This window comes from Neobacillus sp. Soil_C_43, from assembly GCF_057656715.1.
This window is the reverse complement of record NZ_JBDGJV010000001.1, coordinates 514021-528968: the sequence shown is the minus strand read 5'-3', so window position 1 is coordinate 528968 and position 14948 is coordinate 514021. Positions and strand designations below refer to the sequence as shown.

Genomic DNA, 14948 nt, shown 5'->3' with positions numbered 1-14948 from the left:
ACAAGATGTTAAAAATTGGGTCACACGTGTCGATGAGCGGAAAAGATATGTTGCTTGCAGCTAGTAAAGAAGCAGTATCTTATGGTGCAAATACGTTTATGATCTATACAGGTGCTCCACAAAATACCAGAAGAAAGAAAATTGAAGACCTGAACATCGAAGAAGGAAGAAAGCATATGGAGGAGAATGGAATCTCAGAAATTATAGTCCATGCTCCTTATATCATTAATATTGGGAATACCACAAATCCTGACACATTTGAGTTAGGTGTAAGGTTCCTCCGCAGTGAAATAGATAGAACAGAAGCGCTTGGTGCAAAGCAAATTGTCCTTCATCCTGGTGCCCATGTTAGTGCAGGCACAGAGGCAGGAATTAAGAAAATTATTGAAGGATTAAATGAGGTTTTGACGGGTAAGGAACAACTGCAAATTGCGTTAGAGACCATGGCTGGAAAAGGATCTGAGTGTGGTAAATCTTTTGAAGAAATTGCAATGATTATGGATGGGGTTAATTATAGTGATAAATTATCCGTCTGTTTCGATACATGCCATACGCATGATGCCGGCTATAACATTGTGGAAGACTTTGATGGTGTCTTAAATGAATTTGATAAAATTGTTGGCCTGGAGAAGCTAAAGGTACTTCATATCAATGATAGTAAAAATGCAGTTGGTATGAGGAAGGACCGCCATGAAAATATTGGCTTTGGTCATATTGGCTTTAAGGCTCTGAATTATATCGTTCACCATCCACAATTGATGGATGTTCCTAAGATTCTTGAAACTCCTTTTGTTGGAGAAGATAAGAACAATAAAAAAGCACCGTATAAACAGGAAATAGAGATGCTACGCAATCAGACATTTAATGAAAATCTGTTAGATATAATCATGCAATCATAAGGAAAAGCTGTGCAATCTGCACAGCTTTTTTAAATTCGACTTTGAGAATTGTCCAGTTCCAGCGCCTAGCCCCTCGGGTCAAATAACCTTCGGCAAGTAAAGTCAAAGAACGACTTTTCTGGCCGAAGAACATTTGCCTGTCGGGGCTGACCAAGGCGCTTGCACTTATTGCTTAGTAATCTGCATTAATAATTTATTGACTTCGCGCGCTGTTTCCGGACCAGCTGCTTTTGCAATTTCTTTTACTAATTTACTTCTTTGTGTATCATCAAAAATATTTATGTTTTTACCACGTAAGTATTCTGCAATCTTCCTAGCCTGTTGCTGGTTTACTTTAATATTGAATTGATTGGCATATTTGACTAACTCTTCAGCAGTAATCGTGTTGATCTTATGATTAATGATGTTTTCAAATATTTTCACCCTCATCACTCCTCCATGCTAATGTATGAAAAACAAACGGGAGTGTGACAAAGGATTTAAAAAGTAGAGTGCACCTGCCTAGTTGCTGTATGCTTTACAATCAGAATATCGTATTGTATACTACATTAAGTTAAATCGGAATGATTCTTATAATTGGCTTTGTTAAAATTGCCTGTTGATTTCCGCTCCAGGCACAAGCGGTTCGTGGTTGTTTCGGCGAGCCTCCTCGGCGCTTGCGCCTGCGGGGTCTCCCCTGAACCATACTCCCACAGGAGTCTTCGTGCCTTCCGCTCCAATCAACAGGGTGTATAAATCAACACTATTCTTTAACACAGCCTATAATTAAAAAGTGAGAGTGCAAAATATGCAATCAATAATTGATATTCAACATTTATTTTATCGATATGAAAAGGATACAGTCTTAGAGGACATAAACATGTCCATTCCTGACGGTTCATTTTTAGCTATTGTGGGTCCAAATGGGTCAGGGAAATCAACATTGTTAAAATTGATATTAGGGCTATTAAAACCCCAGAAAGGCGACATCACTTTATTTGGTCAGGAAATCTCTAAATTTAAAGATTGGCAGAAGATCGGGTATGTGTCACAAAAGGCTAATTCATTTAACACAGGTTTCCCTGCTACCGTATTTGAAGTAGTGGCAAGCGGGTTAACAAAAAAGCTCGGTTTGTTTACGTTCTTTAAAAAGGAACATTCGATGAAGGTATTTGAGGCATTAGAAGCAGTTGGCATGAGAGAATTCAGTAACAGAAATATTGGAGAACTCTCTGGTGGTCAGCAGCAAAGAGTGTTTATTGCTCGAGCACTAGTCAGTGAACCCAAATTGCTGATTCTTGACGAACCAACGGTAGGAGTGGATGCTGAAAACGTAAATTCCTTCTATCAAATGCTCGGTGATTTAAACCAAAATCGTGCGATTACATTGCTGTTGGTTACACACGATATTGGCACTATTTCCGATAAGGTCACCCATGTTGCTTGCTTAAATAAACATTTACATTTTCATGGTGAAACAAAAGAATTTGAAGAGTTAAGAGGGGAAGGGATGTCTGAGTTTTATGGCCATGACGTTCATTTACTAGCTCATCACCATGAACACGGAGGCGCCAGAAAATGATTCAAGGAATTTTTCATTATGAATTTTTACAAAATGCCTTCTTAACCGGAATTATGATCGGGATACTAGCTCCATTGCTCGGTGTTTTTATCGTTGTGAGAAGATTATCTTTAATTGCTGACGCACTTAGTCATGTAACACTTGCGGGTATTGCAGCGAGCCTTCTTATTGAAAAGAAATTTGCCATCATGGCAGGTTTAAATCCTCTATATTTAGGTATGGTTTTTTCAGTAGGCGGATCATTATTTATTGAAAAACTAAGAGGGGTTTATAAACATTATCAGGAGCTTGCCATTCCCATTATTTTATCAAGCGGGATTGGACTAGGCGTTATCTTTATTTCACTTGCGAATGGATTTAATACAGACTTGTTTAGTTATTTGTTCGGTAGTGTTTCTGCTGTAAGTCGTACAGACCTATGGGTTATTCTTATCATAAGTATTTTGGTTATACTGGTTATTATTTCCTTGTATAAAGAGTTGTTTTTGCTTTCTTTTGATGAAGAGCATGCGAAAGCATCTGGGATTGCTGCTAAAAGTATTCATTTCATCTTTATTGTTATGGTTGCTTTGGTTATTGCAGCTTCTATGAGAATTGTTGGAATTCTACTGGTATCCTCTTTAATGACGTTGCCAGTTGCTGCCAGTATTCGGATCGCAAAGGGATTTAAACAAACCATTTTCTTATCCGTTCTTTTTGGTGAATTAGCAGTATTGGGCGGCCTTTTTATTGCCTACTATGTAGATTTGGCTCCAGGTGGGACCATTGTTATGCTTGCCGTTCTTATTCTTGTATGTTCTATTTTTTACAAAAAATTAACTGGTGCATTAGGAGGTGGTGCTAAATGAACGTTAACGAAGCAATCCAATACCTAAAGGAAAATGGATTTAAGCAAACAGGAAAAAGAGAAGACATGCTTCAATTGTTTGCTGACAGCGATAAATATTTAACCGCTAAGGATGTCCTCGATCAGTTAAAGGATGATTATCCAGGTCTAAGCTTTGATACGATATATCGCAACCTATCCTTATTTGTCAATATGGGGATTTTAGAAATGACAGAGTTATCTGGGGAAAAACATTTCCGTTTTACTTGTTCGAGTAGCCACCATCATCACCATTTTATCTGTTTAGACTGTGGTAAAACCAAGAAAATTGAAACCTGTCCTATGAATGGTCTAAGTGAAAATTTGAAAGGCTACGATGTCTCAGGACATAAATTTGAGATATATGGCCGTTGTCCGGAATGTTTGAATTAGAGAAAAAAACAGCTTGTGGGAGCACAAGCTGTTTTTATTATCCTATAAATGGAAGCTGGCCATTTGAGGTTTGAACCCTTGTTGTTTTAACCATTCGTCAACCCAATCATTAGCCTCTATCCAGTTATTAACCCGTATAACCCCATTTGGAATAGGGTCTTGATTGTAAGGGGTATTAAATAATATAACCGGAATCTTACATTCTTCATGAATCATGATCGCATTATCATGTTTATCCTCGAAAAAGATTTCCACTTTATGCTTTTTTACTGTTTCCACTTTATCGTGGGAACCAATTAATTCAATATGGTCAAAAATTAATCCTTGGTCAAAAAACCAATTCTCAGTGACTTCAAGTAAATGGGAGCCCCTAGCACTAATAAAGAACAGTTCATGTTTATTTTTCCACTTGTTAAGGACTTTTTTTGCACCTGTTGCAAGCGGAGATTCCTTATATATAAGTGGTTCATTCTTGGCAAACCATTTTGCAAATTCTTTCTCCGATACATTAACAAAGGGTGTCAAGTCATATTGATTCACGTCTTCGTACATAATTTCCATTCCAAAAGCTTTGTTGATAAATGGCAGTATCGATTTAGGGCAAGTTACCGTTCCATCGATGTCAATTCCAAATCTTCTTCTCATTAGGCTCACCTTCAAATTGCAATAGACTATCTTTATTTTACCAAAGACAGCTTAACAATAAAGTATTTATTTATAAGTAAATTTTTTCGGTAAATGAAATAAAAAACTAATGCAGTTAAACATTAACATATTAAAAATTTGAAGGAAGCTAACAATAATAAATGCTCCTATTACTGAAAGTGAGGGATTAGGATGGCAGACGAAAGAGACACAAGAATTCAGGAAGCCCTTCGAAGTTCAATTATAGGCGAGGATATCCCCAATTCTCCATCAGAGTTTAGGGAAGAAGTAGCATCTGAAGTTGCCGAGCCTATTAAAACTCGCTACTCATTGAAAAAAGACGATCCTGTTCCTGAAATTGGAGCATCAGTTCCAATCCATTCTCATGGATACAGAGAAGAAACAGCTGCCGAAATAGCTGCCCCAGTACCTGTAGTTCGAAGAGATGTGCGTACAGGGGATAGGGAGAGAGCTGAGGGAGGGACCGGAATAGGTACCCTTGCAATTGCTCTTTCTATTTTGTCCCTGTTTGTTATGCCAATTCTTTTTGGTGCTGCCGGTATTGTGTTAGGGTTTGTTGCTAGAAGAAGGGGTGCCGAGGGGCTTGGTGCCTGGGCAATAGGTATTGGTGCCATCTCGATCATTCTTGGTATGTTTATTCTTCCGTTCTTTTAACATGAACGCAGCCTAGGAGCAAAAAGAAACCCGGTAGCTAATTACCGGGTTTCTTACTTTATATAAATAAGAATGTAAAAATGACTTCGAGAATTGTCCAGCTCCAGCGCCTAGCCCCTCGGGTCAAATAACCTTCTGCAATAAAAGTCAAAGAACGACTTTTTTTGCAGAAGAACATTTGCCTGTCGGGGCTGATCAAGGCGCTTCCGCTTTTCTTATTATTTATTCACTTTTTCTTCTTCAGCTTTTTTGCGGAAATATTCTTCCGCAACTTGATCAATTTCTTTTTTCAATTCTTCGACCATTTGAGCCTCTGGAACTTTACGAACGATTTCACCTTTTCTAAAAAGCAAACCTTCACCGCGGGCACCTGCAATTCCGATATCAGCTTCTCGAGCTTCACCTGGACCATTGACAGCACAGCCTAAAACTGAAACCTTAATAGGCGCTTTGATATTTTGGATATATTCTTCGACTTCATTTGCAATACTGATTAGGTCAATTTCGATTCGACCACAAGTTGGACATGAAATTAATGTGGCTGCATTAGAAGAAAGTCCAAAAACTTTCAAAAGTTCTCTTGCTACTTTCACTTCTTCAACCGGGTCTGCACTTAAAGAAATACGAAGGGTGTTACCGATTCCTTTACTAATGATAGCACCTAAACCTGCCGCACTCTTTACAGTTCCAGAAAATAGTGTTCCGGATTCTGTAATTCCTAAATGTAATGGATAGTCAAATGCCCGTGCAGCTTTTTCATAAGCTTCGATAGCCAGATTAACATCTGATGCTTTCATGGAAACAATAATGTCGTGGAAATCTAAGTCCTCAAGAATTTTAATATGATGAAGGGCACTCTCAACCATTCCATCTGCAGTCGGATAACCGTACTTTTCAAGAATCTTTTTCTCGAGTGAACCTGCGTTTACTCCAATCCGAATGGGGATTCCACGTTCTTTTGCTGCTTTAACAACAGCCTCCACTTTTTCACGCTTGCCGATGTTTCCAGGATTAATTCTGATTTTATCTGCTCCGCCTTCAATGGCTTTAAGAGCTAATTTATAATCAAAATGAATATCTACCACAAGGGGAATATTAATTCGTTTTTTGATTTCTGAAATAGCATTTGCTGCTCGTTCGTCTGGACATGCCACACGAACAATTTGACAACCTGCTTCCTCAAGACGTTTAATCTCAGCAACTGTTGCTTCAACATCATGAGTCTTAGTTGTAGTCATACTTTGGATAATTAATTCATTATTCCCGCCAATTGTTAAATTACCAACTTTAACTGGCCGGGTTTTTGTGCGATGTATAATTTCACTCACGTGGAATTCGCTCCTTTAAATTGGAATTCGAATATGGGTTCTAAAAACAATTCGACTTTATTTTATCAGTCTACCACTATTTTTGACAAGAAGAAGCGATTATCCTCATTTTTTTGAGTAATCAGGAAAAACGTAGGTGGAGCCAATCTGAATTTTCTCAGGAGACTTTCCTGGATTGAGCTTCTTAAAATCTTCAATAAGCTCGGTTATTGAAACAGGAAGAGATTTATCTAACTCATTTTCAACGATTGAAATAACAGTATCGCCAGGTTTTACTTTTGCTTCAAATGCAGGGATATCTGTATTAGGTTTATTATTGTTTACTTTAGTGGTGTTCTCCACCTGTGCATCGACATGCTGAGGAGCTGAAGTGGATAGTGTGCCAACAGTTAAATCAAAGTAAATAACATATATGATTAAAACAGATAATAATAGACCAAAAAGTTTTTTCATCGGACAAGCCTCCAAAATGGAAAGTTTGTACATACCTATGCTTGTCCAACTATAAAAAGAACTAGATAAAAAAAATGCACCAATTATGGTGCATCGCTTTTAACCGTCTTTGGTCTTGGAATTTCCTTGATGGCTAAGTATAAAACGATAATCACAACAAACCAATTGATTAGCGCGCTGTTAGGTACAGTGGTTTTAATAGCTGCCATAATTGTAAAAAATAGCGTAGGCAACGTTTCACTATATGCAGCCATTCTCCATAATTGGCGATAATTTAGCTTTCTTCCTACTAGGTTCTTTAATACTAGACCTATTAATGCTAAGACGGACACTTCAATAAAGCTAGCGGCACTAGAGAAGAGGTAAATAAGCAGCGAAACCACAGGTATAATTACACCCTTTACTCCAGCAATTGTATCGATAAATTTAAGCATTTCATCCTTGGTTAAACCTTCAAACATGGAATAGGGTGATGTATCAGTCCGTCCTGCTGCAGTAAGGACGAATTCATCCTTTAACAAGGCAAATGCATTTCCTTCGTTCTCCACATCGGTTTCAGTCATAGTGCCAGTTGGATCGATGATAATCGTGAAGTCCTCACGATTAATTATGACAGGTACATCGGTTTTTGCTGATAGTTGTCCATTCTTTATTGAAAAATCAGGCGATTCATTCGTGAGAATCTTCTCAGCGGTATCTATTCCAGTGGTTAAGGCTGTACTAAAATAAATAATGGCAGGTAGAACGGAAATCAATGTTAGAAAGAATACATAAAGAATAGTTTTTCCGATACCTTGGAAACGAAATAAGGCAATATCTTTTGGAGAGTAGATACTTTTAATAAATTGTTTAAAAATATTCATAGTGACCACCTTTATACAGATTCCATTCTATTGTATCTTTTGTAGGCCTTATATACAAGAATGCCTTATGAAACCTTTTTGATTCTGATTCGTAAAAATAATCAAAGAAAGGAATGAAAAGATGGAAATAGTGTATTGGTCTTTAATAGCCATTTTATTTATTGTAGCTTTCGTAGGATTGGTATACCCTATCATTCCTAGCGTCATATTTTTGGTAGCCGGTTTCCTATTGTATGGCGTGTTTTTTAGTTTCGAACCCTTTCATTGGTTATTTTGGGTAATTCAAGGATTGTTTGTCATTTTATTGTTTGTGGCTGATTATATTGCAAATATGATTGGCATTAAGAAATATGGGGGCTCCAAAGCCGGTATTTGGGGAAGTACAATTGGTCTTATTTTTGGACCATTTATTATCCCGGTGTTGGGTATCCTAATTGGCCCTTTTATTGGTGCAATAGCAGCAGAGTTACTATTCAATAAAAGAAACTTTACGGAAAGCATAAAAATTGGCTTTGGTTCTGTTATAGGCTTTATAAGCAGTGTCGCGACAAAAACCATCATTCAAGCAATAATGATCGGATATTTCCTAATGGTTGTTTTAAATTAAGGCTGTGTTAAAGAACGGTATTGATTTTTACACCCTGTTGATTGGAGCGGAAGGCACGAAGACTCCTGTGGGAGTATGGTTCAGGGGAGACCCCGCAGGCGCTTTTCGCCGAGGAGGCTCGCCGAAACACCCACGGAAAGCGAAGTGACTGGAGCGGAAATCAACAGGCAAGTTTAACAGAGCCTAAATTAAAAAGCCACCTCGGTGGCTTTTTAATTTAAACCGCAAATTTCGAAGGAACAATTTTGGCAATCTACTTCTTGCTTTAAGCAATTTATCTTTTTAACAGTGATCTTTTGATTATCATATGAAATGATATCCTTTTCTCGAAGCTCCTTCAAAGAACGTTGAATTACCTCTCGTGTTCCAAAGGTTAAGTTAGCTAGTTCCTGATGTGTTAGCGGAAGGTCAATCAGGATGCCATCATCTGTCTTCACACCATATGAATTGCACAAGCGGATCAAAATGGAATACAGGCCTCCTTTTTTCCCATTCATAATTAAGTCCTGGCATTTCATCTGTGCTTTAAGATAACCAGTGCTTAACCAGAATACGAGCGCATTCATTGCTTCAGGGTCTGTTAAGATAAATTCTTCAAAATGCTCCCGTTTGACGAGCAGCATTTCACAATCAGTTAAAGTTTTCGCATAAAATTGATAATGGGGATTTGCTTTAAACAACTGATACTCAACAATTAACTCTTGGTTATTCAAGACTTTTAAAATAAACTCTTTTCCTTTTAAATGGACTCTACCAAGTGCAATACTTCCTTTAAGTAATAAGTAAACATACTCTACTGAATCTTTTTCTTGAAAAAGGACCGAACCAGACTTAATCTTTTGAATCGGTTCTTTTGTCTGGAAAAACTGAATCATTAAATTATATATAGAAACCATATTGCTTTCCATCATTATCACTCCCTATATATTACAGCTTAACAGAATAAGGGAAGGAGAATCATGACACTTTTTCGAAATATTATTAGTTATGAATAAAAATCGTTGAAATGGGGATTGTAAATATGTTAGCCTAAGCATTTTATTTGAAACGCTTTACTTATTTTGGTACTCTTAAGCTACAAAGCTTAAGAAAATTCGAAAAATCGTTGGATTTTTTGATTGACTTTAGCCCAAAAATAATATGAATACATAGGAGGAATTTTACATGGCTTTTGAATTACCACAATTACCTTATGCAGAAGATGCTCTTGAACCACACATTGATAAGGAAACAATGAATATTCATCACACAAGACACCACAACACATACGTAACAAATCTTAACGCAGCATTACAAGGCAACGAAGAATTACTTTCTAAATCTGTTGAAGAAGTAATTGCAAACTTAGATGCTGTTCCAGAAGCAGTACGTACAGCTGTACGTAACAATGGCGGTGGACATGCAAACCACTCTTTATTCTGGCAAATCCTTTCACCAAATGGTGGCGGTGCACCAACTGGTGAATTAGCAGATGCAATTAACAGCAAATTTGGAAGCTTAGAAAGCTTCAAAGAAGAGTTTGCAAAGGCTGCAACTACTCGTTTCGGTTCTGGCTGGGCATGGCTATCAGTGTCAAACGGTGAATTAGAATTAACAAGCACTCCAAATCAAGATTCTCCATTAATGGAAGGTAAAACTCCTATTCTTGGCCTAGATGTTTGGGAGCATGCTTACTACCTAAAATATCAAAACAAACGCCCAGACTATATTGGTGCGTTCTGGAACGTTGTAAACTGGGATGAAGTTGCTAAACGTTACAACGAAGCAAAATAATTCCAAATAAAAACAAAAAGACAGCTGTTTTTATAAGCAGCTGTCTTTTTGTTTGTTCCGATACCCGAAAAATTTGAATAGAAACCTCTCTCTTGTTAAAGACTACCCTTAAGATAAAGGGGAGTTTTAAAGGTGAAAAAATCAAAAATTTTAGGTGATGTAGAATTAACAAAAGATCTAACACTTTTGTTAGTTATTGGAGGGTTATATTCATTAAGTGTTGCTCTTTCCAATACATTTGTGAATATATACCTATGGAAACAAACAGGAAGTTATTTTGATCTAGCACTTTATAATCTTTCGATTGTCGTTCTACAACTGTTGACGTTTATCTTAGCAGGACGGTGGGCGAAGAAAATTGATAGGGTTATTGTACTTAGAATCGGTGTGATTTTCTTGGCTGTCTTTTATCTAATGGTATTAATTACTGGTACAAAGGCTTCCACCTTTTTATTACTTTTGGGCAGTCTTCTGGGTATAGGGTATGGTTTTTATTGGCTAGCCTACAATGTTTTAACCTTTGAAATTACAGAACCAGAAACTAGAGATTTTTTTAACGGATTTTTAGGGATCCTTAGCTCAGCAGGGGGAATGATAGGTCCATTAGCTGCTGGATTCATCATCACTAGATTTGAAAAATTCACCGGATATACGTTTGTATTTGGATTGTCCTTAGCATTATTTGCACTTGCTGTGTTTATCAGCTTTTCTTTAAAGCCAAGACCTGCTGCAGGGAGATACTGTTTTAGACGTATATTAGAGGAAAGAAAACTAAATGAAAATTGGCGTCTCGTTACCAATGCCCATTTTTTTCAGGGACTAAGAGAAGGGACGTTTTTATTTGTTATCTCCGTGTTTGTTTATATCTCAACTGGAAGTGAAATGGCTCTAGGTACATTTGGTTTGATTAACTCGGGCATTTCCTTTGTTGCTTATTACCTTGCATCCCGCTTAATCAAAAAGAACAATCGCAAAAAAGCCATTCTGATTGGTGGTCTAATACTATATGCGGCCGTCTTAATCATTGTCTGGGATGTAAATTTCGTAAAACTGTTAATTTATGCTGCTATGATTGCTCTGGCCTATCCACTCTTGCTTGTCCCGTATATGTCAACTACCTATGATGTGATAGGAAACGGGTGGAAAGCTGCAGAAATGAGAATTGAGTATATCGTTGTAAGAGAAATCTTTCTAAACTTAGGACGAATCGTTTCTATCCTTGCCTTTATTGCCGCAGTCACATGGTTTAATGAGGATCAAAGTATTCCTATATTATTGTTAATATTAGGTGCAGGTCATTCTTTGATTTATTTATTTATAAAAAGGGTTCAATTACCCGTAACGTAATGAGGCTGACAAATCAGCCTCATTTTCCATTTCAAAGAGAATTTAATAAAAAATGTCGAAATACGCAAAATTGGTAAGGGTTATTCATAGAAAAAAAGCTCATTTTCTTATAAAATAGAGGATGTTGTGTTAAGCCTTGAAAAAAAGGAAGTGTGTAAGAACCTTGAATAAAAAGAAAAAAAAGAAGACGCATGTACCGTTCCGTTTAAATATGTTATTTTTTGTGGTTTTTGCGCTGTTTTCCATTCTCATCCTTCGCTTGGGTGAATTACAAATTGTTTTTGGTGATGATTTTAAACGGGAAATTGAACGAACAGAGGATATCACCGTAAATAACCCTGTCCCAAGAGGAAAAATGTATGATCGAAATGGGAAAGCCATAGTTGATAATAAACCTTTAAATGCCATTACTTATACAAAGAATCAAAGTACTACGCAAGAAGAAATGTTGAAAACAGCAGAGAAATTGGCAAAATTTATTGAGATGGACACAAAAAAAATACCTGTAAGAGATAAAAAAGACTTTTGGATTATGAAGTATCCTGAAAAGGCAAAGGCCTTAATCTCTAAAAAAGAATGGGATAAATATAAGCAAAAAAAATTAACTGACAAAGAAATCTATCAAATGCAAATTGATAGAATTGAAAATGATGATCTTTTGGAGCTAGAAAATGATCAAAAGGCAATGAGAGTCCTAGCGATTTATAGGAAATTCAATAGCGGATATGCACTAACACCACAAATCGTAAAAAATAAAGATGTAAAACCTGAAGAATTTGCGATTGTTAGTGAAAACTTAGAAAATCTTCCAGGTGTGGACACAACCACTGATTGGGACCGAACCTATCCGTTTGGTGATACATTAGGGTCCATTTTAGGGAATGTTTCATCCTCTGAGGCAGGAATACCAAAAGAACAGGTAAGTAAATATCTTGCCCGAGACTATAGCAGAAATGACCGTGTGGGACAAAGTTATATTGAATTAAAGTATGAGGATGTCCTTCATGGTCAAAAAGCTAAAGTGAAAAATGTGACAGATAAGTCTGGGAAGGTTCTTTCTACTGAAGTTGTTTCTGAAGGGAAAAGGGGAAAAGACCTTGTTTTAACCATTGATATGGATTTACAGAAGCAGGTAGAAAAAATTATTGAAGATGAGATGTGGGATGCCAAGAAAAAGCCAAATACTGCACTAATGGATCGTGCTTTTGTAGTAGTCATGAATCCTAAAACAGGAGAAATTTTGTCATTGGCCGGAAAGCAGATTGGTAAGAACAAAGAGGGTAAGACCGTAATGAAAGACTTTGCTGGAGGAAATATTACATCCTCCTATAACGTCGGTTCTGCTGTTAAAGGAGCAACCATCCTAACGGGTTATAAAACGGGAGCAATAAGTCCAGGAGACACTCAACTGGATGAACCTTTAGTTATTAAAGGTACACAGGTGAAAAAATCCTGGAAAACATTTGGAAGAATTAATGACTTAAGAGCACTTCAAGTCTCTTCTAACGTTTATATGTGGAAAACAGTTATTGCGATGGCCCATGGACGTTATGTCCCTAACGGACCATTAATATTAGATACAGAAAAGACTTTTAATACAATGAGACAAACCTTTAGTCAATTTGGACTTGGTACCCGGACGGGGATTGACCTGCCAAACGAAGCGAGCGGTTTTCCGGGTTCAGAAAAGAAACCAGGTTTGCTTCTTGACTTTGCCATTGGTCAATATGATACCTATACACCGATTCAGCTTGCACAGTATGTTTCTACAATTGCTAACGGCGGTTATCGTGTGCAGCCACATATCGTTAAGGAAATTCGCGAGCCAATAATGGAGAATAATGAATTAGGTCCTATTATTGAAGAAATGCAACCTAAAGTATTAAATCGTGTGGATATGAAAGAACAATGGATCAAGCGAGTACAAGAAGGTTTCCGCATGGTTATGCAGGTGGGCGATGGTACAGCTACAAGTTACTTTAAAAGTGCTCCGTATCACCCAGCCGGTAAAACAGGAACTGCACAGGCCTTTTATTACGGTTCTGATAAATCTAAATATGGTACACCAGTCATGAATTTAAGTCTTGTTAGCTTTGCACCTTCAGACAATCCTGAAGTAGCTTTGGCTGTTATGGTACCATGGGCATACCAAGGAAATAGTGGGCCGAGTGTGAATAACTTAATTGGCCGAAAAGTAATGGATGCATACTTTGACTTAAAAAAGAATCGTAATAGTACGGGAGAATCATCAACTACAGAACAACAACAGACCGAAATTCCTACTGACGCAAATCAAAACAACCAGCAATCTGGTCAATAATCAAATCTTGAACTGTCTCCACATTTGGAGGCAGTTTTTTTTAATAACATGACAATGATTTGAGCATGATAACATTACATAACAAAGTATCTGTATAGTAGGGACTTAATTAGAAAGTGAATTTACAAAAGCTCTACATAGATTTACAAAACCTTTACATTCAATTAAAACACGGTTTACAGTGAAGGTTTATTCTTAAACATGTAAGGAAGACAAACATTAATACGAAAATTCTTAGGGGGAATTAAGAAATGAAAAGCCTGAAAAAATTAAGCTTATTTTCGATTCTAGCAGCAGTAATGGTAATGATGGCTGCTTGTGGAGGCGGAGCTGATACTGATAAAAAAGATGGAACAGCTGATGGTGGAAATAAAGAACTTTCTGGCTCATTAGTCATTTCTGGTTCATCTGCGATGCAGCCATTAGTTGCAGCTGCAGCAGAAGAATTTATGGCAGACAATCCAAATGTAGATATTCAAGTAAATGCTGGTGGATCTGGTACAGGTTTATCACAAGTAGCTGAAGGTTCTGTGCAAATTGGTAACTCTGACGTTTTTGCTGAAGAAAAAGAAGGTATTCCTGCTGACCAGCTTGTTGATCATAAAGTAGCTGTAGTTGGAATCACTGCTGCCGTTAACCCTAATGCAGGTATTAAAGATATTTCAAAAGAAGATTTAATTAAAGTCTTTACTGGAAAAGTGACGAACTGGAAAGAAGTTGGCGGTAAGGATCAAAAAATCGTATTAGTAAACCGTCCTGATTCATCTGGTACTCGTGCAGTATTCAATAAATTTGGTTTAGATGGTGCAACACCAGCTGAAGGAATCACTGAAGATTCATCAAACACAGTTAAGAAAATTATCAATGAAACAGATGGAGCAGTTGGTTATCTTGCATTCTCATATTTCACTGATGATAAAGTTACACCACTTTCAATTGACGGAGTAGAACCTACTGATGAGAACGTTCAATCTGGTAAATTCCCAATCTGGGCATATGAACATTCATATACGAAAGGTGAGCCTGATGGCCTTGCAAAAGCGTTCCTTGACTATTTAATGTCAGATGATATTCAAAACAATCTGTTAAAAGAACAAGGATACCTTCCTGTTACAAAAATGAAGGTTGAACGTGATGCAGAAGGAAATCAGAAAAACCTATAAGCAGTAAAACTTTTAAAAGTAAAGGGTAAATGCAGGATGCATTTACCCTCTTATGA

General features: G+C 37.2%; 16 protein-coding genes. 10 read left to right on the top strand and 6 right to left on the bottom strand.

The genetic code is table 11. The features are described from left to right. Positions 1–5 precede the first annotated feature (5 nt). Positions 6–899, top strand: a complete 894-nt coding sequence (locus tag AC3A54_RS02830) for a deoxyribonuclease IV (RefSeq protein ID WP_308083151.1) — start codon at positions 6–8, stop codon at positions 897–899. A 165-nt stretch (positions 900–1064) separates the two neighbouring features. Here AC3A54_RS02830 and AC3A54_RS02825 read toward each other — a convergent pair whose 3' ends face one another. Then, the gene (locus AC3A54_RS02825) at positions 1065–1322 is read right to left on the bottom strand and encodes a DUF2624 domain-containing protein (protein ID WP_309860601.1); all 258 of its coding nucleotides are present in this window, start codon (positions 1320–1322) and stop codon (positions 1065–1067) included. A 364-nt stretch (positions 1323–1686) separates the two neighbouring features. Here AC3A54_RS02825 and AC3A54_RS02820 point away from each other — a divergent pair, with 364 nt between their 5' ends. From AC3A54_RS02820 to zur, 3 genes are read left to right on the top strand one after another with little or no spacing between them, the layout of a single operon-like run. Further along, entirely contained in the window at positions 1687–2460 is a 774-nt protein-coding gene (locus AC3A54_RS02820; RefSeq protein WP_308083153.1) for a metal ABC transporter ATP-binding protein, read from the top strand. After that, positions 2457–3308, top strand: a complete 852-nt coding sequence (locus AC3A54_RS02815) for a metal ABC transporter permease (RefSeq protein WP_308083154.1) — start codon at positions 2457–2459, stop codon at positions 3306–3308. The genes AC3A54_RS02820 and AC3A54_RS02815 overlap by 4 nt, the downstream gene beginning before the upstream one ends. Continuing rightward, entirely contained in the window at positions 3305–3718 is a 414-nt protein-coding gene (gene zur, locus AC3A54_RS02810) for a zinc uptake transcriptional repressor Zur (protein ID WP_308083155.1), read from the top strand. Before AC3A54_RS02815 ends, zur begins: the two co-directional genes overlap by 4 nt. A gap of 42 nt (positions 3719–3760) precedes the next feature. On the opposite strand, the gene AC3A54_RS02805 is transcribed toward zur, so the two are convergent. After that, on the bottom strand, positions 3761–4363 hold the full coding sequence (locus AC3A54_RS02805) for a 5' nucleotidase, NT5C type (protein WP_487653257.1): 603 nt from the start codon (positions 4361–4363) through the stop codon (positions 3761–3763). Positions 4364–4555: 192 nt separating this feature from the next. Here AC3A54_RS02805 and AC3A54_RS02800 point away from each other — a divergent pair, with 192 nt between their 5' ends. Continuing rightward, positions 4556–5038: a hypothetical protein gene (locus AC3A54_RS02800; RefSeq protein WP_335548351.1), complete on the top strand. Its 483-nt coding sequence runs from the start codon at positions 4556–4558 to the stop codon at positions 5036–5038. 218 nt (positions 5039–5256) lie between these two features. On the opposite strand, the gene ispG is transcribed toward AC3A54_RS02800, so the two are convergent. The 3 genes from ispG to AC3A54_RS02785 form a co-directional block, all read right to left on the bottom strand. Then, a complete protein-coding gene (gene ispG, locus AC3A54_RS02795) occupies positions 5257–6357 on the bottom strand; it encodes a flavodoxin-dependent (E)-4-hydroxy-3-methylbut-2-enyl-diphosphate synthase (RefSeq protein WP_309867754.1) in 1101 nt (366 codons plus the stop codon). 114 nt (positions 6358–6471) lie between these two features. Beyond that, a complete protein-coding gene (locus tag AC3A54_RS02790; RefSeq protein ID WP_487653256.1) occupies positions 6472–6819 on the bottom strand; it encodes a LysM peptidoglycan-binding domain-containing protein in 348 nt (115 codons plus the stop codon). 83 nt (positions 6820–6902) lie between these two features. After that, the gene (locus tag AC3A54_RS02785; protein WP_487653255.1) at positions 6903–7682 is read right to left on the bottom strand and encodes a DUF1189 domain-containing protein; all 780 of its coding nucleotides are present in this window, start codon (positions 7680–7682) and stop codon (positions 6903–6905) included. A 121-nt stretch (positions 7683–7803) separates the two neighbouring features. On the opposite strand from AC3A54_RS02785, the gene AC3A54_RS02780 reads away from it, so the two are divergent. Then, positions 7804–8289: a DUF456 domain-containing protein gene (locus tag AC3A54_RS02780; protein WP_487653254.1), complete on the top strand. Its 486-nt coding sequence runs from the start codon at positions 7804–7806 to the stop codon at positions 8287–8289. 212 nt (positions 8290–8501) lie between these two features. Here AC3A54_RS02780 and AC3A54_RS02775 read toward each other — a convergent pair whose 3' ends face one another. Further along, a complete protein-coding gene (locus AC3A54_RS02775; protein ID WP_487653253.1) occupies positions 8502–9197 on the bottom strand; it encodes a Crp/Fnr family transcriptional regulator in 696 nt (231 codons plus the stop codon). 256 nt (positions 9198–9453) lie between these two features. Here AC3A54_RS02775 and AC3A54_RS02770 point away from each other — a divergent pair, with 256 nt between their 5' ends. From AC3A54_RS02770 to AC3A54_RS02755, 4 genes are all read left to right on the top strand, one after another. Then, a complete protein-coding gene (locus AC3A54_RS02770) occupies positions 9454–10062 on the top strand; it encodes a superoxide dismutase (protein WP_335548346.1) in 609 nt (202 codons plus the stop codon). Between the two features lie 132 nt (positions 10063–10194). Continuing rightward, complete coding sequence (locus AC3A54_RS02765) at positions 10195–11409, top strand: MFS transporter (protein WP_487653252.1); 1215 nt, start codon at positions 10195–10197, stop codon at positions 11407–11409. A gap of 211 nt (positions 11410–11620) precedes the next feature. Next, positions 11621–13729 (top strand): peptidoglycan D,D-transpeptidase FtsI family protein, encoded by a 2109-nt coding sequence (locus tag AC3A54_RS02760; protein ID WP_487653483.1) that lies wholly within the window; start codon positions 11621–11623, stop codon positions 13727–13729. 251 nt (positions 13730–13980) lie between these two features. Continuing rightward, on the top strand, positions 13981–14892 hold the full coding sequence (locus tag AC3A54_RS02755) for a phosphate ABC transporter substrate-binding protein (protein ID WP_335548476.1): 912 nt from the start codon (positions 13981–13983) through the stop codon (positions 14890–14892). Positions 14893–14948 lie beyond the last annotated feature (56 nt).